General features: G+C 74.7%; 19 protein-coding genes. 7 read left to right on the forward strand and 12 right to left on the reverse strand.

Annotation, left to right across the window (positions count from 1 at the left end):
• Positions 1–7: 7 nt before the first annotated feature.
• Genes CHC04_RS09750 through CHC04_RS09760 form a run of 3 tightly spaced genes read right to left on the reverse strand, consistent with a single transcriptional unit; the run spans position 8 to position 3,155 of the window.
• The gene (locus CHC04_RS09750; RefSeq protein ID WP_089403710.1) at positions 8–856 is read right to left on the reverse strand and encodes a tryptophan 2,3-dioxygenase; all 849 of its coding nucleotides are present in this window, start codon (positions 854–856) and stop codon (positions 8–10) included.
• A gap of 56 nt (positions 857–912) precedes the next feature.
• Complete coding sequence (locus tag CHC04_RS09755) at positions 913–2,271, reverse strand: circularly permuted type 2 ATP-grasp protein (protein ID WP_141233752.1); 1,359 nt, start codon at positions 2,269–2,271, stop codon at positions 913–915.
• Positions 2,268–3,155 carry an ATP-grasp domain-containing protein gene (locus tag CHC04_RS09760; protein ID WP_176449923.1) on the reverse strand — a complete coding sequence of 296 codons (888 nt, stop codon included), beginning with the start codon at positions 3,153–3,155 and terminating at the stop codon, positions 2,268–2,270. The genes CHC04_RS09755 and CHC04_RS09760 overlap by 4 nt, the downstream gene beginning before the upstream one ends.
• 109 nt (positions 3,156–3,264) lie before the next feature.
• On the opposite strand from CHC04_RS09760, the gene CHC04_RS09765 reads away from it, so the two are divergent.
• Complete coding sequence (locus tag CHC04_RS09765; protein ID WP_089403713.1) at positions 3,265–5,235, forward strand: glucuronyl esterase domain-containing protein; 1,971 nt, start codon at positions 3,265–3,267, stop codon at positions 5,233–5,235.
• A 27-nt stretch (positions 5,236–5,262) separates the two neighbouring features.
• Here CHC04_RS09765 and CHC04_RS09770 read toward each other — a convergent pair whose 3' ends face one another.
• From CHC04_RS09770 to CHC04_RS09780, 3 genes are all read right to left on the reverse strand, one after another.
• Positions 5,263–6,279: an LLM class flavin-dependent oxidoreductase gene (locus CHC04_RS09770; RefSeq protein WP_176449924.1), complete on the reverse strand. Its 1,017-nt coding sequence runs from the start codon at positions 6,277–6,279 to the stop codon at positions 5,263–5,265.
• A 112-nt stretch (positions 6,280–6,391) separates the two neighbouring features.
• Positions 6,392–6,871, reverse strand: a complete 480-nt coding sequence (locus CHC04_RS09775) for a universal stress protein (RefSeq protein ID WP_089403715.1) — start codon at positions 6,869–6,871, stop codon at positions 6,392–6,394.
• A gap of 1 nt (position 6,872) precedes the next feature.
• A complete protein-coding gene (locus CHC04_RS09780; protein ID WP_089403716.1) occupies positions 6,873–8,306 on the reverse strand; it encodes an APC family permease in 1,434 nt (477 codons plus the stop codon).
• 174 nt (positions 8,307–8,480) lie between these two features.
• On the opposite strand from CHC04_RS09780, the gene CHC04_RS09785 reads away from it, so the two are divergent.
• The 3 genes from CHC04_RS09785 to CHC04_RS09795 all read left to right on the forward strand — a co-directional run bounded on the left by CHC04_RS09785 (position 8,481) and on the right by CHC04_RS09795 (position 11,852).
• On the forward strand, positions 8,481–8,723 hold the full coding sequence (locus CHC04_RS09785) for a hypothetical protein (protein WP_089403717.1): 243 nt from the start codon (positions 8,481–8,483) through the stop codon (positions 8,721–8,723).
• Positions 8,724–8,800: 77 nt separating this feature from the next.
• Positions 8,801–11,017, forward strand: a complete 2,217-nt coding sequence (locus CHC04_RS09790) for a thiamine pyrophosphate-dependent enzyme (RefSeq protein WP_245817092.1) — start codon at positions 8,801–8,803, stop codon at positions 11,015–11,017.
• 37 nt (positions 11,018–11,054) lie between these two features.
• Positions 11,055–11,852, forward strand: a complete 798-nt coding sequence (locus CHC04_RS09795; RefSeq protein WP_089403719.1) for an SDR family oxidoreductase — start codon at positions 11,055–11,057, stop codon at positions 11,850–11,852.
• A gap of 19 nt (positions 11,853–11,871) precedes the next feature.
• On the opposite strand, the gene CHC04_RS09800 is transcribed toward CHC04_RS09795, so the two are convergent.
• Both CHC04_RS09800 and CHC04_RS09805 read right to left on the reverse strand, forming a co-directional pair.
• Positions 11,872–12,711, reverse strand: a complete 840-nt coding sequence (locus tag CHC04_RS09800; protein WP_089403720.1) for a TIGR03084 family metal-binding protein — start codon at positions 12,709–12,711, stop codon at positions 11,872–11,874.
• A 22-nt stretch (positions 12,712–12,733) separates the two neighbouring features.
• Positions 12,734–13,453, reverse strand: coding sequence for a DUF2652 domain-containing protein (locus CHC04_RS09805; RefSeq protein ID WP_089404020.1), 720 nt, complete (start codon positions 13,451–13,453; stop codon positions 12,734–12,736).
• A gap of 127 nt (positions 13,454–13,580) precedes the next feature.
• Between CHC04_RS09805 and CHC04_RS09810 the strand changes: the two genes are divergently transcribed.
• Positions 13,581–15,272: an MFS transporter gene (locus CHC04_RS09810; protein WP_176449925.1), complete on the forward strand. Its 1,692-nt coding sequence runs from the start codon at positions 13,581–13,583 to the stop codon at positions 15,270–15,272.
• 215 nt (positions 15,273–15,487) lie between these two features.
• Here the strand turns inward: CHC04_RS09810 and CHC04_RS09815 are convergent, their stop codons facing one another.
• Complete coding sequence (locus tag CHC04_RS09815) at positions 15,488–15,955, reverse strand: hypothetical protein (RefSeq protein ID WP_089403722.1); 468 nt, start codon at positions 15,953–15,955, stop codon at positions 15,488–15,490.
• 504 nt (positions 15,956–16,459) lie between these two features.
• Between CHC04_RS09815 and CHC04_RS09820 the strand changes: the two genes are divergently transcribed.
• Positions 16,460–16,813, forward strand: a complete 354-nt coding sequence (locus CHC04_RS09820) for a hypothetical protein (RefSeq protein ID WP_089403723.1) — start codon at positions 16,460–16,462, stop codon at positions 16,811–16,813.
• Positions 16,814–17,268: 455 nt separating this feature from the next.
• On the opposite strand, the gene CHC04_RS23540 is transcribed toward CHC04_RS09820, so the two are convergent.
• The 3 genes from CHC04_RS23540 to CHC04_RS09830 form a co-directional block, all read right to left on the reverse strand.
• Positions 17,269–17,685, reverse strand: a complete 417-nt coding sequence (locus tag CHC04_RS23540) for a hypothetical protein (protein WP_141233753.1) — start codon at positions 17,683–17,685, stop codon at positions 17,269–17,271.
• Between the two features lie 432 nt (positions 17,686–18,117).
• Positions 18,118–18,711, reverse strand: a complete 594-nt coding sequence (locus CHC04_RS09825) for a hypothetical protein (protein ID WP_141233754.1) — start codon at positions 18,709–18,711, stop codon at positions 18,118–18,120.
• 197 nt (positions 18,712–18,908) lie between these two features.
• The gene (locus CHC04_RS09830; protein ID WP_089403725.1) at positions 18,909–19,220 is read right to left on the reverse strand and encodes a hypothetical protein; all 312 of its coding nucleotides are present in this window, start codon (positions 19,218–19,220) and stop codon (positions 18,909–18,911) included.
• A gap of 114 nt (positions 19,221–19,334) precedes the next feature.
• Between CHC04_RS09830 and CHC04_RS09835 the strand changes: the two genes are divergently transcribed.
• Positions 19,335–20,108, forward strand: a complete 774-nt coding sequence (locus CHC04_RS09835; RefSeq protein ID WP_089403726.1) for an enoyl-CoA hydratase/isomerase family protein — start codon at positions 19,335–19,337, stop codon at positions 20,106–20,108.
• The last annotated feature ends 36 nt before the right edge of the window (positions 20,109–20,144 follow it).

Consider the following 20,144-nt stretch of genomic DNA (forward strand, 5'->3'; position numbering starts at 1 on the left):
CCGGCGGTCACGTGCCGATGGACGTCCGCACCGCGTAGAGCTCGGGGAAGAAGGTCAGGTCCAGCGCGCGCCGGAGGAAGTCCACGCCGGAGCTGCCGCCGGTACCGGTCCGGAAGCCGATGGTCCGCTGCACGGTCCGCAGGTGGCGGAAGCGCCACAGCTGGACGGCGTCCTCGAGGTCGACGAGGTCCTCGCAGGTCGCGTACTCCGCCCAGTGGGTCGTGGTGTCCTCGTAGATCGCCTTGTACACGGGCAGCAGCGACTCGTCGGCCACCCACGCGCGGCGCACGTCCCGGTGCAGGACGTGCTCCGGCACCGGGTGGCCGGCGCGCGCGAGGAAGCGCAGGAAGGCGTCGTACACCGTCGGGCTGTCGAGCAGCTCCGCCAGCACCGCGTGCGCCTGCGGCCGGGACCCGAACACCGGCAGCACCTGCGCGTTCTTGTTGCCGAGGACGAACTCGACGGCGCGGTACTGGTAGGACTGGAAACCCGACGCGTTGCCCAGGACGCCGCGGAACTCGGTGTACTCGCTGGGCGTCAGGGTCGCGAGCACCGACCACTGCTCGGTGATGGTGCGGAAGACGTGCTTGACCCGGGCCAGGCCCTTGCGGGCGCGGCGGACGTCGTCGTCGTCGAGGTGGGAGCGGACGGCACGCAGCTCGTGCAGGGCGAGCTTCAGCCACAGCTCGGTGGTCTGGTGCTGGATGACGAACAGCAGCTCGTCGTGGTGGTCGCTGATCGGGTGCTGGGCGCTCAGCAGCGCGTCGAGGTGCAGGTAGCCGCCGTAGTCCATCCGCTCGTGGAAGTCGGTCGCCACGCCCGCCTCCAGGTCGCGGACGCCGTCCTCGATCGCCATGACGCCTCCCTCTCCGGAACCGGACGCCATCCTCGTCCGGTCGCCTGCCGGGGCGCTCAGCCGACCACCCAGGTGTCCTTGCCGCCCCCGCCCTGCGAGGCGTTGACCACCAGCTCGCCCTCGGTCAGGGACACCCGGGTGAAGCCGCCCGGCAGCACGGTCGTCCCGTGGTCGGTGCAGAAGGCGTAGGGCCGGTAGTCCACGTGCCGCGGCACGAGCGCGCCGTCGACGACGGTGGGGTGGGTCGACAGCGCCACCGGCTCCTGGGCGATCCACTCCCCGGGGTCGGCCAGGACGGCGGCGCGGGCGCGCTCGAGCTCGTCGGCGGCCGCGCGCGGGCCGATCAGGACCCCGTGCCCGCCCGAGCCGGACCGCGGCTTGAGCACCAGCTCCGGCAGCCGGTCCAGCGCCGCCCGGCACTGCGCCGGGTCGCCGAGGTCGTAGGCCGGCTGCGAGCGCAGCCGCGGCTGCTCGCCGAGGAAGAAGCCGACCAGGTCCTCGACGTAGGGGAAGGTGCGCTTGTCGTCGGCGACGCCGGTGCCGAAGGCGTTGACCACGGTCACCGTGCCCGCGCGCAGCGGCCCCAGCAGCAGCGCGCCGAGCTCGTTCGGCCGGCCGTCGTCGTCGGTCGGCCGCTCCTCACTGGTGCGCCGCCACAGCAGGTCCACCCGGCGCCCGTCGGGCAGCCGCAGCTCCTCGCCCCGGAGCGTCAGCTGCCCGGGCAGCACGACCGGCGCGCCGACCATCTCCCCGAGCCGGTCGATCTCCCAGGCCACCGCGCTGCGCGGCCCGTCGCCGAGCACGGCCACCACCGGGTCGGGCAGGTCGGTGGCGTCGGCGAGCATCCGCCGCACCGCCGTCTCGGCGGCCTCCCGCACCGGCGCCGGACCCGGCCGCACGCCGAGGCGCGGTGCGACCAGGTCCCGCGCGGCCAGGGCGTAGGCCAGCAGCGTCGGGGTGCGCACGTTGTCCTCCAGGACGACGAGCCGCCCGTCGGCGCCGCGGACGAGGTCGGGCCCGGCCATGCCGATCCAGCGCCGCGGCGGCGGCAGGCCGGGCGCCAGGTAGCGGTTGGTGTCGACCACCTCGGCGGGGACGACGCCGGCGCGCACCGCCTCGCGCGGACCGTGCACGTCGGCGACGAAGGCCTCCAGGGCCCGCAGCCGCTGGTCCAGCCCGGCCGCCAGCTCCGCCCACTCCGCGCGCGGCAGCACCCGTGGCACCGGGTCGACGATGAACGGGTGCGACTCGGCGGCGGGCCCGTGCTGCAGGTCCAGGTCGGCGGCGGCGCGGGCGACGTCGGCGGCCAGCGCGGCCGGGCCGTACGCGCGGACGGCGGCCATCGCGGCCGCCGCGTGCTCCCGGTCGCCGCCGTCGGGCAGCAGCGCCTCGTCGAGGCCGGTGCCGAGGCTCACGCGGCGGCCGCCGCGCGCTCGGCCGCCGCCCGCTCCGCCACGGCCAGCGCGGCGCGGGCCACCCACCGGCCCTGCTGCGGGTCGGTGACGTCGAAGCCGAAGGGCGCGTTGGCCTCCAGCGCGAGCAGCCGGCCGCCGGGCTCGACGAGCACGTCGACGCCCATCAGCCCGCCGCCGAGCGCGGCGACCATCCGCCGGGCGAGCTGCGCCATCTCCGGCGGCGCCTCGTACACCCGCGGGTACACCGTCCCGTGGGTGACCAGCGCGCCCTCCTCCCGGGACTTCTCGTAGACCAGGGAGGTGGCGTGCGGCGTGGCGAAGACGCGCGCGCAGGCCGGCTCGGCGATCCACTCCTGCAGCAGCGACGTGCCGCGCCGGTGGCCCCCGGCGGCCTCGTGCTCCCGCCAGCGCGCCTCGACCGCGCGGGCGGCGTCGAGGTCGCCGACCAGCTCGATGTAGCGGGCGCCGTCGCCGAGGGAGGGCTTGAGCACCATCTGCCGGCCGGGCATCGGCCACTCCCGCACCCGGGCCAGGTCCCACGCGGCCGGCTGCGGCACGCCGGCGGCCGCCCACACCGCGTGGGTCACGAGCTTGTCGGCGGAGGCGACCAGCGAGGTCACCGGGTTGAGCAGCGGCACCCCGGCCGCCTCGAGCAGGGTGGCCAGCGCGAAGGTGGGCGCGTAGGCGACCACCTCCTCGACCAGCACGTGCGCGATCGCCAGGTCGTAGCGTCCCGGGGGCGGGCCGGTGACCGGCCAGTCGGCCGGCACCCGGGCCAGCCGCTCGACCTCGGCGCCCTGCTCCTCCAGCGCCCGCACCCAGGCGGCCGCGTAGCCGGCGTCCTCGTACCAGTCCTCGTCGGTGATCACCAGCAGCACGCGCACGCGGCTGCAGTTCCCGCGCCCCGGCCCCGTCGAACCACCCGTCCGCGGGAGCACGGACGCAACACGCGCGACACCCGCGCGGATCCCCGGGGCCCTAGCGTGCGGGTGCATGACGGCAGTCGCGGACCGCTCCCGGGACGGGCGCTCGGCCGCGGCCCGCCGGCGGCGCTACACCGCCGAGCTGGCCGGGGTGCTGCCGGCCAGCGAGCCCTTCGAGACGTGGCGGGCGGCCGGCGGCGACCTGGCGCCGGACTTCGCCCGGCTGCCCGCGCGCACCGGCCTGTGGTCGCCGGTCGAGGGCCTCCCGGCCGGCCCCGCCGGGGCCGCCGGCTGGGCGGCGCGCCGCGCGGTGCTGCGCGCCCGCTGGCGCCGCTGGCTGACCGGCGAGCTGCCGCCCGCGCCGCGCCGCACGCCGGTGCGCGTCGAGCGGGTGCGGACGGGCGGCGGCGTGGTGGTCCGGGAGCTCACGGTCGGCGGGTCCACGGTCGGCGGCGAGTGGTCGGTGCGGGCGCGGCTGCTGCTGCCGGTGCCCGCGGCGGGCGTGCGGCGCGACGTGCCGGTCTACCTGCTGCAGTCCAGCCACGGCCCGTGGGCGGAGGCAGCGCTGGCCCGCGGGTGGGGCGCCTGCCTGGTCTCGGCCGCCGACGGCGACGACGACACCGTGGCCGTCGAGCGGGCCCATCCCTCCGTCGTCGCCGGCCGGCTGGCCTGGCGCGCGTGGGCGCTGTCCCGCGTCCTCGACGCGCTGCAGGACGCGCCCGGGGTGGACGCCCGCCGGGTGCTGGTCGGCGGGCACAGCCGCAACGGCAAGACCGCGCTGCTGGCCGCGGCCTCCGACGACCGCTTCGCCGGCGTCGTCTCCAGCTCCAGCGGCGTGCTCGGCGCCATCCCCGCCCGGCTGTGCACCGACCGGCACTTCGGCGAGGGCGTGGAGCTGCTCACCCGGCACTACCCGGGCTGGTACCACCCGCGGCTGCGCTGGTTCGCCGGGCGCGAGCACCGGTTGCCCACCGACGCGCACGAGCTGCTCGCGCTGGCCGCGCCGCGGCCGGTGCTGGTCTCGGTGGCCGTGGAGGACCCGGTCGAGCGCGTCCCGGCCGCCCGCGCCGCCGTCGACGCCGCCCGCGAGGCCTACGCCCTGCTCGGCCGGGCGGACGCCCTCGAGCTGGCCCTGCGCCCGGGCGGGCACACCGCCGACGAGACCGCGGTGGCCGCCCAGCTGGACTGGGCGACCTCGGTGCTCGGCGGCCCGCCCCGCCGTCGCGCGCCGGCCACGGCGGCGCCGTCCCCGCTCCCGTGGCCGCCCGACCGGGTGCGCCCCGGCCCGCGGCCGGTGCGCGGTGCGGAGCTGCGCGCCGCCGTCCGCGCCGCCCTGGGGCCGGCCGGGCGCACCGTCCCCCGCCCGCGCGTGGCGGGGGAGGGGCCGCTGCGGACCCCCGACGGCGTCGCGGTCACCCTGCTGTCCCCGCCGGGCGGGGGGAGCGGCCGCGGGCTGGTGCTCTGGCTCGGCCCGCCGTGCGCGGCGACCGGCTGGCGGGCCGGCTACGAGCAGGCCGAGCCGCTGCCGGCCCTGCTGGCCGCGGCCGGCTGGACGGTGGCCTGCCACGACCCGGTCGGCAGCGGCTCCCGGCACGGGGAGCGCCCCGGGCCGGGCTCCTCGCCGCTGGGCCGGATGACCGCCGACGCGGCCGCCGTGGCCGCGGTCGCCGCGTCGGCCACCGGGCACGACCGGGCCTGGGTGGCCGCCTACGGCACCGGGGCGCTGGTGGCGCTGCACCTGTCCGCCGTCGGCGAGGTGCCGCCGGCCGGCCTGGTCCTGGCCGCCCCCACCTGCGGGGAGCCGCTGCTGCGAGCCCGGCCCGGGTACACGCTGGCCGACCTGCTCGCCGCGGTCGCCGACCGCCCCGCGGTCGTGCTGGACCCGGCCTGGGACCCCGAGGCGCCGCCCGGCGCGGTGGCCGCCGCGTGCCGGGCTGCCGACGTGCCGCGGGTGCCGCTGCCCGACTGGCACCGGCTCTCCGCCGCCACCCGGTCGGCGATGGCCGGCTGGCTGGACGCGCACGGCCCGCCGCCCCGCTGACCGGCCGTTCCCGGCGCGTACCGGGCCCTACGGGGAGCGCAGCGCGGGCAGCACCTCCGTGGCGACCAGGCGGTCGGAGCGCTCGCGCACGCCGGGGTCGATGTCGCGGGACCCGCCCACGACCGTCACGTGGGACAGCCCGAGCCCGATCAGCCCGAGCAGCCGCTGCACGCACTCGTCGGGGTCGCCGATGACGCAGAACCGCCGCAGGAACTCCTCGGACAGCGACTCCGCCTGCGCCGCGTGCTCCAGCCCGTGGTGGTAGGTGTCGTAGTGGGCGCTGACGTCGGCGACGACGGCGGCGTCGGCAGTCGACAGGGACGAGGGCGCGCCCCGCTGGAAGTGGGCGGAGATGCTCGCGTTGCCGCGCACGAGCTCGGCCAGCGCGTGCTCGTCGGTGCCGACGCCGACCACGACGAACGCCCCGACGTCGAGCGTCTGCGGGTCGAGCCCGGCGGCCGCGCGCGCCTCCCGGGCGGTGCGCACCGCCCATGCCACCCGCTCGGGCTCCGCCCCCACGGTGACGGTGACCCGGTCGGCCTGCCGGGCCGCGGCCGCGATCACGTGCGGGCCGGAGCCGAACACGTCCACGGGGACCGCCCGCTCGCCGGCGACCGGCAGCCACGTGATCCGGCTGCCGAACCCGTCGACGTCGACCGTGCCGCCCCGCAGGTAGCCGCACAGCCGGCCGAGCTGCTGCTCGAACTCCCGCGCCGACGGCGGCCGCAGCCCGACGAGCTCGAGCGCGGTGTCGCCCCGTCCCACGCCGAGGTGCGCCCGACCCCCGGTGACGTGGTGCAGGGTGGCGAAGGTCGACGCCACGACCGCGGGGTGGCGGGTGACGAGGTTGGTGACGGCGGTGCCCAGCCGCAGCCGCGACGTCGCCGAGGCGGCCAGGTACAGCGAGCCGACGACGTCCATGCTGAGGTTCTGCGTGTCGGTCAGCAGCAGGCCGTCCCAGCCGGCCTCCTCGGCGGCCGCGGCGTGGGCACCCACGTCGTCGGGCAGGGGGTAGGACCGCAGGAGGAACTCCGGAGCGGGCACGTCGGCTCCCTCCTGCCGACCGCGGGTCGGGTGGCGACCACCCGCGGCGAGGATGGCCCCGACGCGGCCGGCTGTCGAGCGGGCCGGACCGGCGCGCCTGGGACGGCGCGGGTCACGCCTCGTGCCGGGTGGCCCTCCTCGGCCGGGGGGCGGGGCGGACGACGAGCACCGGGCACGGGGCGTAGTGCTGCACCCGCTGGGCGGTGCTGCCGAGCAGGATCACGTCGCTGAGCCCGCGTCCGCCGGCCGCCATCACGATCAGCCCGGCGTCGTGCTCCGTCGCCGCCTCGATGATCTCCGCGGCCGGCGATCCGCTGCGGATCTGCTTGCCGACCTCGGGTCCCCAGCCGTCGAAGACGGCCGCCACCGCGTCGACGGCACGCTGCGCCGCCTCGCGGAAGCTGCCGGCCCCCTCGCCGACCTCGTGGTGCTCGGCCTCGGAGATCTCGTCGGCGAAGGCGACCGAGGCCAGCGGCCGGAGGACCGCCACGACCGAGATCCCGGTGATCTTCGCGGGGTCCGCGAAGGACGTGAGGTGGCGCGCCGCGGCCAGCGACTGCGGCGACCCGTCGGTGGCGACGACGACGTGCACGTCAGGCGTCCCTCCGGGAGACGGCCTCGGGATCGCCGCGCCGGGCGCCCGGGGGGCGGTTCCGCGACCCGGCGGCGTACTCGACGAGGAAGAGCACCACGCCGACGGCGATCAGGCCGGCGCACCAGACCAGCGACGAGGGGTCGTCGTAGACGGCGAACCCGAGGATCGCCAGGTTGCCGATCAGCCCGACCATTAGCAGGGGCGTGTTGGCACGGTAGGTGCGCCCGTCCTCGTCCTGCCCGCGGAGCTTGAGGCAGGCGACGATCACCAGGGCGTAGATGGCCAGCAGCAGGACGACGGTGACCAGGGCCAGCGTGTTGACCAGGTCGATGCCGCCGGCACTGACCACGATGCTGCCGGCGATCAGCAGGGCCGCGACCACCGCCGCGCTGAAGAGCAGCCCGACCCAGGGGCTGCGGCGGGTGGCGTGGATCCTCGCGAAGACGCCGGGGACGACGTCCTCCTTGGCCATGCCGTAGAGGATCCGCGGCTGGGTGACGATCGTGACCAGCGTGGTGTTCGTGATCGCGATCAGCGCGATGACCGAGAACAGCGTGGTCATGACGTCGGTCGAGAAGGGCAGGATGCCCTGCTTCACGACCTCGAGCAGGGCCGCGTCGGAGTCCGCGAGCTGGTCGGTGGGCACCGTGAGAGCCGCGGCCATGGACACCAGGACGTAGACGAGGCCGGCCACGACCATCCCGCCGACCAGTGACCGCGGGAAGTTCCGGTGCGGCTCGATCGTCTCCTCGGCGACGTTGGCCGTGTTCTCGAAGCCGGTCATCGCGAAGAACGAGAAGGCGATGCCGGCCAGGACCGCGAGCGCGGGGTTGCCCGAGACGCTGATGTCGGCGAGGACGCCGAAGTCGGCGTCGCCCTGGGCGATGAACCAGATGCCGATGACCATGATGACGAGCAGGCCGGCGACCTCGACGAAGGTCATCAGCATGTTCATCACCACCGACTCGGTGATGCCGATGAAGTTGACGACCACCAGGGCCAGGACGAACACGAGGGACACGAGCAGCGCCGGCGGGCCGTCCCAGAGCGTGGCGAAGTAGGAGGCGAACCCGGTGGCCAGCGATCCGGTCGCCGCGAAGCTGGCCGACAGGAACGACACGGTGACCAGGAAGGTCAGCGCCGTGCTGCCGAAGGCCTTCTTGATGTACAGCGAGGCTCCGGCGGCCTGGGGGTACTTGGTCACCAGCTCGGCGTAGGCGGCGCCGGTGATGGCCGCGACGGTGACGCCGAGGGCGAAGGCGATCCAGAACGCCCCGCCGACGGCGGCCGCGACCAGGCCGATCAGGACGTAGATGCCGGAGCCGAGGACGTCACCGAGGGTGTAGAAGAACAGCTGCCCGCCGGTGATGGACCTCCGGAGTCCGGTGTCCTCGTCGTCGACGGTGCTGGCGCCGGTGCTGGTCTCCGCCACGAGGTCCCCGCTTCGTCGAGGGTGAGCTTCTGGCCCGTCCACCGAAGCGCCGCCGGGGCGCCGGTGCAACTCGGGCCGGGCCCGGGCGGATGCCCGCCCACCGTCGTGCGCGCCGGAACCGCCCGTTCGGCCGTCCGGTGTGTGACAGTCCTCGGCTCCGACGGGAGGAGTGGCATGCGCGGGCGGACGGTGTGGGGCGTCGTGTGGATCGTGGTGGGGCTGGCCGTGTCGGTCGGCGGCATGGTGCTCGCCGTCGCCGACCCCGGACGTGCCCTGGTGGGCGGCGTCGGCTTCGCGGTCGGGATCCTGCCGTTCCTGGCCGGCGTCTTCCTCGTGCGGCACGCCCTGCCCCGGCCGGGCGACGGTGCCGGGCGGCCGTGGGACACGTCGGGCAGCTTCTGGGACCTCTTCCGGTGAGCCGGCCGTAGGCCGACTCGACAGCGGTACCGGGGCGGCTGCTGGACCGGGCGGTCCCCGCGGGACAAGGTGTGGCGGTGGAGCAGGTCGACGAACACTTCATCGAGACGGTCAAGGGCCTCGACGGCGTCGCGCGCGGCGGCGACCGGGCGGTCCTGCCCCCCGACCTCGCGCCCGAGGAGGTGCTGCGGCTCTTCGACGCCCAGCTCGGCAGCCGGCACCTGGACCTGGCCGCCCGCTGGCTGCGGGGACGCGGCGAGGGCTTCTACACGATCGGCTCGTCCGGGCACGAGGGCAACGCGGCCGTGGCGGCCGCGCTGCGCCCGACCGACCCCGCGCTGCTGCACTACCGCTCCGGCGGGTTCTTCCTCGAGCGGGCGAACCAGGTGGCCGGCGGTTCCGACCCGCTGCGCGACGTGCTGCTCGGCATCGTCGCGGCCACCGAGGAGCCCATCTCGGGGGGCCGGCACAAGGTCTTCGGCCGCCGCGACCTCGCCGTGCTGCCGCAGACGTCGACCATCGCCTCCCACCTGCCCCGCGCCCTCGGCGTCGCGTTCGCCATCGACCGCGCCCGCAAGCTGGGGCTGGAGGGGGAGTACCCGCGCGACGCCGTCACCGTCTGCAGCTTCGGGGACGCCTCGGCGAACCACTCCACGGCCGTCGGTGCGATCAACGCCGCCGTGCAGGTCGGCTACCGGGGGCTGCCGATGCCGCTGCTGCTGGTGTGCGAGGACAACGGCATCGGCATCAGCGTGCCCACCCCGGAGGGCTGGGTGGCGCACGCCTACGGCAGCCGACCGGGGCTGGAGTACCTCGCCGCCGACGGCGCCGACCTGGTCGACGCCGTCGTCACGGCGCGGCGCGCGGCCGACTGGGTCCGCCGGCACCGCCGTCCGGCGTTCCTCCACCTGCGGACGGTGCGGCTGATGGGCCACGCCGGCACGGACGTCGAGAGCGCCTACCGGCGGGCCGAGCAGATCGCCGCCGACCTGCGCCGCGACCCGCTGCTCGGCACCGCCCGGCTGCTCGTCGACACCGGGCTGCTCACCCCGGCGGAGGTGCTCGACCGCTACGAGGCGACGCGGTCGCGGGTGCTCGACCTGGCCCGGGAGGTCGCCGACCTGCCCCGTCTCGGGTCGGCCGCCGAGGTGGTGGCACCACTCGCCCCGGCCACGCCGCACGAGGTGGCGCGGGTCGCCGCCGAGGCCGCGCCGCCCGAGCGCCGCGCCGCCCTGTTCGGGAGCACGCTGCCCGAGGACGAGCCGCCGATGACCCTGGCGCAGTCGATCAACCGGGCGCTGCTCGACGTGCTGGCGCACCACCCCGGCGCCCTGGTCTTCGGGGAGGACGTCGCGGCCAAGGGCGGCGTCTACGGGGTGACCCGGGGCCTGCTGCGCAAGGCCGGCGCCGCCCGGGTCTTCGACACCCTGCTCGACGAGCAGACCGTCCTGGGGCTGGCGCTGGGCGCCGGCGTGTCCGGCCTGCTGCCCGTCCCCGAGATCCAGTACCTGGCCTACCTGCACAACGCCGAGGACCAGCTGCGCGGCGAGGCGGCGACGCTGCAGTTCTTCTCCAACGGCCAGTACCGCAACCCGATGGTCGTCCGCGTCGCCGGCTACGGGTACCAGAAGGGCTTCGGCGGTCACTTCCACAACGACGACGCCGTCGGGGTGCTGCGCGACGTCCCCGGCCTGGTCATCGCCTCGCCGGGGCGGCCCGACGACGCCGCGGCGATGCTGCGCACCTGCGCGGCCGCGGCGGCCGTCGACGGCGCCGTGTGCGTCTTCCTGGAGCCGATCGCGCTCTACCACACCCGGGACCTGCACGCCGACGGCGACGACGGGTGGACCGCGCCCTACCGCCCGCCGGCGGAGTGGGCCGAGCACCACGTCCCCGTCGGCTCGGCGCGCACCCACGGCGAGGGGACCGACCTCACGGTCGTCACCTGGGCCAACGGCCTGCACATGAGCCTCCGGGTCGCCGCGCGCCTGGCCCGCGAGGGGATCGGGTGCCGCGTGGTGGACCTGCGCTGGCTGGCCCCGCTGCCGATGGCCGACGTCGTGCGGGAGGCGGAGGCGACCGGCCGCGTCCTGGTCGTCGACGAGACCCGCCGCTCCGGCGGTGTCTCCGAGGGCGTGCTGGCGGGCCTGGTCGACGCCGGGTTCACCGGAAGGATGGCCCGGGTGACCAGCGCCGACAGCTTCATCCCGCTCGGCGACGCCGCCCTGCACGTGCTCGTCTCCGAGGCCGACGTGGAGCGTGCCGCGCGGGAGCTGGTGCGCCGCGGGAGCTGACGCAGCACACCGGGCCGGATCGGGGTAGGGACCCGGCATGGACCTCAGGGACGCCGTCACCGTCGTCACCGGAGCGGGCAGCGGCATCGGCGCCGCGCTGGCCCGCCGCTTCGCCGCGGAGGGCGCCGCCGCCGTCGTGGTCAGCGACCGCGACGGGGCGGCCGCGCAGCGGGTCGCCGCCGGGATCGGCGGCGCCACCGCCGTCACCGCCGACACCACCGACGTCACCGACGAGGCCGCCGTCGCGGCGCTGGTGGAGCGGACGCTGGCCGCGCACGGCCGCGTCGACCTGTTCTGCTCCAACGCCGGCGTCTTCTCCGGGGGCGGGATCGAGACCGACACCGCCGTCTGGGAGCGGGTGTTCGCCGTCAACGTGCTCGCCCACGTGTACGCCGCCCGCGCCGTGCTGCCGTCGATGCTCGAGCGGGGCAGCGGGCACCTGCTCAACGTGGCCTCCGCGGCCGGCCTGCTCACCACGCCCGGTGACGCGCCCTACACGGTGACCAAGCACGGCGCCGTCGCGCTGGCGGAGTGGCTGGCGGTCACCTACGGCGACCGGGGGATCGGCGTGAGCGTCCTCTGCCCGCTCGGCGTGGCCACCCCGCTGCTGCTGGACCCGCTCGAGCAGGGCAGCGGGGCAGCCGCGGTGGTCGCCGCCTCCGGCACGGTCATCACGCCCGAGGACGTCGCGCAGTCGGTGGTCGACGGGCTGGCCGCCGACCGCTTCCTGGTCCTGCCGCACCCGGAGGTCGGCACCTACTGGGCGCAGAAGGCGGCCGACCCCGAGCGCTGGCTGGCCGGGGTCCGCAAGCTCATCCGGCGGACGACGAGCTGACCGCCGCGACGGTTCTCGGTCAGCTCCTCCGGCCCGGGTCGCCGCCCAGGGGCTGCCGCCCGGGGCCCGGCACGCCCGCGAACGCCTGTGCCACCGCCATCCACCGGGCGGCGACGTCGCCGGTGACCGTGAGCGCGGTGTCGGCCGGGTGCCGCCGCTGGGTGACCACCAGGCAGAAGTCGAGCGCGGGGCCGGTCACGCGCTGCGCGGCGACCGGGTTCCCCCAGCGCCACACGGCCCCGCTGGGCGCGGTCAGCTCGACGGCGACGTCGTCCCCCGGCGGGTCGAGGCCGCGCAGCCGGAAGGCGAACGCCCGGGTGGCGACGCCGAGGTGGGCGACGTGGCGCAGCCGGTCGGTGGGCTCGCGCGCCACCCCGAGGGCGTCGGCGACGTCCTGCCCGTGCGCCCAGGTCTCCATCAGCCGGGCGGTGAGCGCCGAGGTGATGCCCATGTCCGGTCCGTACCAGGGCAGGCGCAGGCCGGGGGAGGCGCTCGCCGCCAGGTCGAGCAGGGCGGCACGCGCCCGCGTGGACCAGGCGGCCGACTGCACCGGCGTCAGGGAGCGCTGGTCGCGGACCAGGCGGTCGGGGAAGTCGTCGCCGGGAGCGGTGAGCCCGGCCGCCTCGCGTCGGAAGCGGGCGGGGTCGGTGGCCGCGAGCACCGTGGCCTCGTCGAAGTAGGCCAGGTGGTGGACCTGGTCCTGCACGGTCCACCCGGCGGCCGGGGTGGGGGTGGCCCACCGGCCGGGGCCGGCGCCGTCGAGCACCTCCTGCAGCGAGCGGGTCTCCGCCGCGAGGTCGGCGGTCACCAGCCGGAGCCGGGCGGCGGCGCGCGCGTCCGGACGGTCGGGATCGGTCATGCCCCTGGTCCCCGCCGGGGTCTCAGCCGGCCGCGGCGAGCGTCCGGAGCCGCCGGCGGGGGAGGACGTGCGGGAGGCCGCGGCCGACCATCCCGAGGGTGCTGCCGATGCGCTGCGGCCACGAGGGGTCCGGCAGGGGCGGGAGCGGCGCGGCCATGTCCTCGACGCTGGTGAAGAACGTCTGCACCCGCCCGATCCCCTCGAGGTCCTGGGTGAGCTCCTGCATGACCACCCCGGAGGAGGCGGCACCGCCGTGGCGGAAGAGGTCGTCGGAGACGAGGAGGTACTCGGGGACGTCGACGGCGTTCTTGAGCAGGCGGTGGACGTAGATGACGTCCACGCCGACGAGCTTCCTCCGGCGCCTGATCGTCTGGGTCGCGACCTCCCCGACGTGCGCGACGAACTTCAGCGTCAGGTCGCTGGTCCGCGTGCAGCTCCCGCAGGGACACATGTTGAGCTCGACGAAGCGGCGCTCGACGTGGAAGGCGCGGTGCATGGCGACGACCGCGCGGGCGACGGCGGACAGCGCTGCCGGCCCGTCCAGGTTCTCGGCGTCCCGCGAGAGGAACGCCGCGTCGCCCTCGATCTCGATCAGGTCGAAGTCCCGCGCCGCCCCGACGACCCTGTCGAGCATCCGCCGCGTGGCCGCCTCGGCGTGCCCGAGGACGCTGCGGTGGAACTGCATGTACTGGGTGTAGCCGCCGATGTCGGCGATCAGGAGCAGCGCACGGCTGGTCGCCATGCCGGACCCTAGCGCGGCGCGGAGCGCGGGCGGCCCGTCCGCGACGCCGCAGCCGGGGCCGGCCGGCATCCCGGTGGGTGGCCCGGAGGCACCCGTGGAACGCCTCGCCGCTGCTAGCGTCCGCGCCGTGCCCGGTGCCTACCGCGTGGCGTTGGCATCGGTGGCCCGCAACCGCGACCTCCGACTGGCCCAGCTGTCGTCGTTGTCGGCGTGGACGGGCGAGTTCCTGTTCCTCACGGCGATGACGGTGTACGCGTTCGACACCGACGGCGCGGTCGGCGTCGGCGTCATCGGGTTCCTGCGGGTGCTGCCCGCGACGGTCGCGCTGCCCTGGCTGGGCGCGCTGGCCGACCGGGTCGACCGCCGCCGGCTGCTCGTGGTCACGTGCGGGCTCCGGGCGGTCACCGCGGCGGGGGCCGGGGTCGCGGCCGCCAGCGGGCACCCGGTGGTGGTGTACGCGCTGCTCACCGCGTCCACGGTCTGCCACGCCGCGTACCGGCCGGTGCTCGGCGCCCTGTTCCCCGCGCTGTGCACGACACCGGAGGACCTGGCCGGGGTCAACGCGGTCCGGTCCGTCCTGGACGGCGTGGCGGCGCTGGTCGGCCCGCTCGCCGCGGCGGCGCTGCTCGCCGGGGCCAGTGCGGCCGCCGCCTTCGGCGTGGTGGCCCTGCTCGCGGGCATCGCCGGCGTCCTCGTCGCCGGCCTGCGCCCCGGGTCGCCGCGACCGGCGGCCGCCGGCTCGCGGGCCGGGCGGACGCGGGTGCTCGTGGACGTCGCCGAGGGCCTGCGCGAGCTGCGCCGGAGCCGCCGCGCCGCGGAGGTGATCGTCCTGGGCGGCGTGCAGTGCGTGGTCCGCGGCGCCCTGACGGTGCTGGCCGTGGTGGTCGCGGTGGACGTCACGGACCTGGGCCGCCCGGGGGTCGGGCTGCTGTGGGGGGCGTTCGGGGTGGGCGGGCTGGTGGCGGCGATGGCGTCGATCGGCGCGGCCGGGAGTTCCCGGCTGGGGACGCTGTTCGGCGTGGGGGTCGCGCTCTGGGGGGCGCCGCTCGTCGTCGTCGGGTTGCTCACGGGCAGCTGGGTCGCGGTCGGCGCGTTCCTGCTCGTCGGTGCCGCCAACGCGCTGGTCGACGTCACGGGCTTCACGCTGCTGCAGCGGCTGGTCCCCGACGAGACGCTGGCGCGGGTCCTCGCCCTGACCGAGGCGGTGTTCGCGCTGGCGCTGGCGCTCGGCTCGCTGGTGGTCCCCCTGCTCGTCTCGGCGCTGGGCGACGCCGGTGCGCTCGCCGTCACCGGCGGCGTCCTCCCGGTGGCCGTCGCGGCGCGCTGGGCGGCACTGCGGGCGATCGACGCCGAGATCGGGGTCCGGAAGGACCGGATCGTGCTGCTCCGGCGGGTCCGCATGCTCCGGCTGCTGCCGGTGCCGGCCATCGAGAGCCTGGCGCTGCGCCTGCGCCGGTCCCGGGTGGCGGCGGGGACCGACGTGTTCCGGCAGGGCGACCCCGGCGACGACTTCTACGTGGTCGCCTCGGGTTCGGTGGCCGTGCTGGACGACGGGCGGGAGATCCGCCGGCTGGGCCCCGGTGAGGCGTTCGGCGAGATCGCGCTCCTGCGCGCGGTCCCGCGGACGGCCACCGTGCGCGCCCTCGAGGACACCGAGCTGGCCGCGCTCAGCGGCCCCGACTTCGTGTCGGCGGTCACCGGCTTCTCCGCCACCTCCTCGACCGCCGAGCAGCTGGTCCGCAGCTATCTCACCGAGGACTCGCAGCGGCACGCGGTCCGGCCGCAGGCCCGGCCCGACGGCGGTCCGGGGTCCGGCTAGGGCCCGTCCTGGGATCACGTGCGTGGCGTGACCCGACTCCAGCCCCTGCAACACCGCCCCATGACAATCCTGAGGAGCCGTCCGGCACGTCGGCACCTCGCTGAGGGCGTCGGGGATCCTGGCCGCCGAGCGACCTCGAGCGGCCCGCTCCGGGACGCCACTCCAGCCTCACGGCGCAGTCCACGGGCCGCCGCCGGCGCTGGTCGTGAGGTCGTCTACGAGTCGATGCGCTCGTAGGACAGCTGCAGGTCGTCTTCCCAGGGGCCGCCGTCGTGCGACATGGTCCCTCTCCCGTCCAGTCGGCTGCCGTCGCCGGCGAGGGTGAGGACCATGCGCTGGGCGAACCCCGCCTCGTCGCGGTGCCACGACACCTCGCCGTCGCCGGCCTCGACGGTGTACCGGCGGGAGACGCCCCGCTCGTCGAAGTAGAGCATCGTGAAGGTGCCGGCGGCGTCGTCCGAGCCGATCACCGCCACGGCGCTGGGGATCTCCGGCTCGTCGATCTCCGAGCGCATCACCACGAAGGCGCCGCCCTCGTGCCAGGCGAACGACGTGCGGCCGTGGAAGGTCGTCCCCGGCACCTGCGGATGCGTCGCCGTCGTGCGCCAGTCGCCCAGGAGCGGCGCCAGCGGCTCGAGTGCCGGATTGCGGCGCTGCGCTTCGGAGCCGATCGGGGGCGTCATCTGCAGGAGTGTCGCAGCGCAGGGTCCACCCGTTGGCGATGGCGCCGTGCCGTTCGCCGCTCCCCGGGGAGCCGGGTGTTGCAGGGGGCGCCCACGACGCGGGCACCGGTCCCTGGCTCCGGGCGGCCTACTCAGCGAGACCCGGTACGGAGGCGTTCCCGCGGGAACGGAACGCAACGCTGTGCCCTTGACGGCGTTCCCGCGGGAACGCCCGGGTCGAGTTCGAGGGCGTTGTAGCTCCTCCGTGGCACCCGTCCGCCTGTCTCACAGCGGCCCAGTCAGGGACGGCGTAGCTCGATGGCTGCAGAGCGGACGTAGGCCTGGTGACGTCGCATGACGTCCTCGCTGCTCGCACGTGTGTCGGTCGACCTTCTCCGATGGCTGCCAGGTGGCGTGGGGAGCGCTGCAGGCGTGTCCAGGCGAGGCCGAGCTTCACCAGGCGTGCATGAGGGGATAGCGTCAGCGGTCCAGCATCGGGTGTGCTGAGTGGTGAGGACGGCGGCCATGAGACAGGCCGTGAGGGGACGTGAGGACATCCCGCGGGCTGTTGCCGGCCTGAGCTGGGTCCTGCTTCTCTTCGGACTTCTCTACCTCATCGCCGCGGCAGCGCCGGACAGCGGCATGTACTGGGACGTCGAACGGCAGTCGACGACTGCATGGATCGGCATCGGCTTGCTGACCGCGGCTGTGCCGGTGGGAGTCGTGGCCCTCGTCCTGGACCGACACAACCGCGTCCGCGACCACGCGCCCGGGGAGTCCCGCGCCGGGATCCGGCACCCTGTCGCGCTTGCCGCTGCTCTCGCCTTCGCGGCCCTCACAGCGTTGATTCTCGTCGTCATCGTGGCGCGCGCCTTCTGAGCCGGTGTCCACCGCACTGTCCCTCGGCCGTTGCCCGGCGCCACCCCTACGAGGGGACGTGTGTCGAGCCTCTAGGCACTGAGGCCGCAGACTGAGCTGTCCGATGGACCGTCCTCACGGCGAGCCCGGCCACTGTCCCTGAGCGGCCCACCTAGAGACACGCGGCACTGAAGGTCGCCGTACGACTCCTGCGTGCCTCGTGGCTCTTGCTCCTTTCCTTGCCGAGCGCAAGAATGGGACGCCCGGTGAGTACTGACGGACGGTCGCGCGGGCGTCGAATCCAAGCCTGACATTCGCCCCTGCCCGGATGTGGAAAGGACCGCCGCGTCACGGAGGTCAGAATGGGTCGCGGAAGAAGAATCATACGACAAAGCACCTCATCGAGTCTCGTCTGTCGTGGAATACAAGCCCCCGGTGAGGATCTGCTACGTAGCTACGTCGCGGACGCCTTCCCCTCATGGAACCACTTCTACCGAGATGGAGCTTGCAGGAAGTCGAAGCACGGTGGACTCGTCCGTGTCGTAGAACACCTCCGTACCATCCGAGCCGCCAAGATAGAGCAGATGGTGGGTTAGGTTGCCAGGCCCATCAATTGGCTCCTTGCCCGGAACCCACGCGACGTGCGCGTCGTTGGCGCCGATAGACAATAGCGGAATGCCGAAGACGCTCAGTCCGGGTACAGCGTAACCACTCGCAACTCTCTTGGCTTGACTGTGGGCCATGAACGCCAAGAACCATGTCACGAGTAGATAGGACACGATTATGCCGCCAAGGATGAGCATCAGCTGGCGCCTTTGCCGCTTAGTTATATCCTCACGGTTGCGCAAACGTGCAAGTCCCCTATTTAGCAATAGAGCAGGCAAGGTCGCCACTACCAGAGTGTAGATGATAAGTGCGGCCAGAAAGATTAGGGCTCCGACCGAGCTCGACAAGGTAGTGATGTAGTCAAGTCCCACGTCCGTTGGCGATATACCGAGTGTGCCGTAGAACGCATAATAAGCTACCGCAAGCATTGCATAGAGTGGTATGCCAACTACTGCTAGGACGCCTACCGCGCCTTCGAGCCATGGGGGAAGCCCGCGTTGAGGTCTTGATTCCTCCGGGATGTCTCCTGTCATATCAAGACTCCGTGACTAGGGGTTGACTCGCTGAGTGGCCGGAGTGTCAGGCGACCAAATCGGCATCGGGATCGCGGAACTCACCCGCTTCAATCATCGGCCACGGGCCACGTCCGCATCCGAACGCCACACGTCAGTTCCCAGACGAACGAGATCTTGGACCTGGGTGGGTCATTCGAAACGACGTCAACCGCCTACTTGGAGCCGGTGTCCGGTCATCCCCTCTTCTGTCTCTGTCTCGAAGGATGCATCAAGCACCTTCTTGACGACGTTCAGGTACTTCGTTCCACGCCTGAGGTCGAGTTCTTCGGGAGTGAAGCCGTACGCGGACATGGAAGTAAAGGTCTCCTCGACCCTTTGGTACGCGGCCCGAAACTCGCTGCCGTAACGTACGCGCTCCCGTTCCATCACCCGGTAGAGGAGCGCTCGGGCCCTGTCGGAGCGCTCAAATATGCAGGCTTGCAAGATTGCTCCGATCAGCAGTTCTCGCGACTTGCGCTGGGGAGGGAGGCCGTCGCGCAATACCTTGAGAGCCCCAAACGCGACCGTCTCCTTGTCTCCAAGCAGATTGCGCACGTCCTCGGCTCGACGAGCCTTGGCGGCGGAGTGCTGGGCCACCACAAACGACGCGAGCGCGAGGACGACTGCAAGGATTGAAACAACCAGCTTCGCTGTCTCCACAGCTCTACCCTCTCCAACCTTGCCAGCAGCGAACCCGCCCGGATGAGTGTCAGCGGCTCGCGCAGGCGGCTGAGAGGGATGCTCCGCGAACCTCGTCACGAGCTCGTCACCTCGCTGTCACGGACGCGCTCTCGTGACTGCTGCCGAAGTGTCTCGGCTTGGTGAGCGTCCCTGAGGCCGCCTTTAGTGTCAGGCGCAAGGACAAACGAGACTCCCGGGACGGGCCCTGGCCCTGAGCGCCGGCGTCCCCTCCTGCGGTCGTCGCGGGGACGCTGGGGCGTGCGCGCCGTCGCGGCTCAGCGCGGCCAGCGCACCTCGATCCGGGTGACCGACACCTCGATCCACGGCCCGGTGGGACGGGTGGCCGCCTCCCGGGCCGCCTGCTCCACCACCTGGCGCGCCACCTCGGCGGCCCGGGCGGTGACCGCCGCCGCGACCGCGAGCGCGGAGGCGGCGACCAGCGGCCCGGCGGTCGTGCTGCGGATCAGGGCCGGCAGCAGGGACCGCACCGCGACCGGCAGCGTCCCGCGCCCGGGACGCCGGTCGGGCACCCGGCTCCCGTCCGCCCGGTAGACCTCGCTCGGCTCGACCGGCTGCTCATCGGTCACGACGCCACCCCCTCCGTCCCGCCCATCCTGGCCCCGGCGCACCGTGCGGTCGAGCCGGCGCGGGGAGCCGACCCGACGCCGGGGGCGCGGGACGGCGCGGTGCCAGGATGGCCCATGGCCGACTTCCTGCGGGTCACGGTGCGCGACCGGGTGGGGTGGATCGAGTACGACCGCCCGCCGGTCAACGCCTTCCACTGGGAGATGCTCCGGGAGGTCCCGGAGGCGCTGGAGCAGCACCTCGCCGACCCCGCCGTCCGCGTGGTGGTGGTCGCCAGCGCCCTCGACTCCCACTTCAGCGTGGGCGCGGACCTGCGGGTCCTCGCCGCCATGGACGACGGGGACGTGCGCCGCTGGGTGGACGTCTGCCACGACCTGGTGCGCAGGATGCGCGCGTCGCCGAAACCGCTGCTGGCGGCCGTGCACGGCACCGCGGTCGGGGGCGGTCTGGAGATGGTGCTGCACTGCGACGTCCGCTTCGCCGCGCGCACCGCCCGGCTCGGGCAGCCGGAGATCGCCATCGGGTTCATCCCGCCGGTCGGCGCGACGCAGGCGCTGGCCCGCCTGCTGGGCCGGCCGCGGGCGCTGCGCTTCCTCTACGACGGCACCCTGCTCGGCGCCGAGGAGGCCCTCGCCATCGGCCTCGTGGACGTCGTGGTGGCCGACGAGCGGCTCCGCGAGGAGGTGCAGGGCTACGCCGAGGGGCTGGCCCGTAAACCCGCGCGGGCGCTGGCGGCGATCCGGCGCTGCATCACCGAGGGCATCGACCTGCCCTTCGAGGAGGGCCTGGCCATCGAGCGGGAGGAGGCGGTGGCTCTCGGCGCGACTGCGGACTTCCGCGAGGGGCCGGCCGCCTTCCTCGCCCGGCGGCCACCGGTCTGGTCGGACTGACCGCCGGGCCGACGGGTCGCGCCCGCGGCCCGCCCG

The organism is Geodermatophilus saharensis (genome assembly GCF_900188205.1).
GTDB lineage: Bacteria > Actinomycetota > Actinomycetes > Mycobacteriales > Geodermatophilaceae > Geodermatophilus > Geodermatophilus saharensis.

What these genes read in the sequence shown, in the direction of transcription:
- CHC04_RS09835 (WP_089403726.1), top strand. Translation starts at nt 19,335, where the DNA reads ATGGCCGACTTCCTGCGGGTCACGGTGCGCGACCGGGTGGGGTGGATC.
- CHC04_RS09795 (WP_089403719.1), top strand. Translation starts at nt 11,055, where the DNA reads ATGGACCTCAGGGACGCCGTCACCGTCGTCACCGGAGCGGGCAGCGGC.
- CHC04_RS09805 (WP_089404020.1), bottom strand. Translation starts at nt 13,453, where the DNA reads ATGGCGACCAGCCGTGCGCTGCTCCTGATCGCCGACATCGGCGGCTAC.
- CHC04_RS09800 (WP_089403720.1), bottom strand. Translation starts at nt 12,711, where the DNA reads ATGACCGATCCCGACCGTCCGGACGCGCGCGCCGCCGCCCGGCTCCGG.
- CHC04_RS09765 (WP_089403713.1), top strand. Translation starts at nt 3,265, where the DNA reads ATGACGGCAGTCGCGGACCGCTCCCGGGACGGGCGCTCGGCCGCGGCC.
- CHC04_RS09750 (WP_089403710.1), bottom strand. Translation starts at nt 856, where the DNA reads ATGGCGATCGAGGACGGCGTCCGCGACCTGGAGGCGGGCGTGGCGACC.
- CHC04_RS09785 (WP_089403717.1), top strand. Translation starts at nt 8,481, where the DNA reads ATGCGCGGGCGGACGGTGTGGGGCGTCGTGTGGATCGTGGTGGGGCTG.
- CHC04_RS09820 (WP_089403723.1), top strand. Translation starts at nt 16,460, where the DNA reads ATGAGACAGGCCGTGAGGGGACGTGAGGACATCCCGCGGGCTGTTGCC.
- CHC04_RS09815 (WP_089403722.1), bottom strand. Translation starts at nt 15,955, where the DNA reads ATGACGCCCCCGATCGGCTCCGAAGCGCAGCGCCGCAATCCGGCACTC.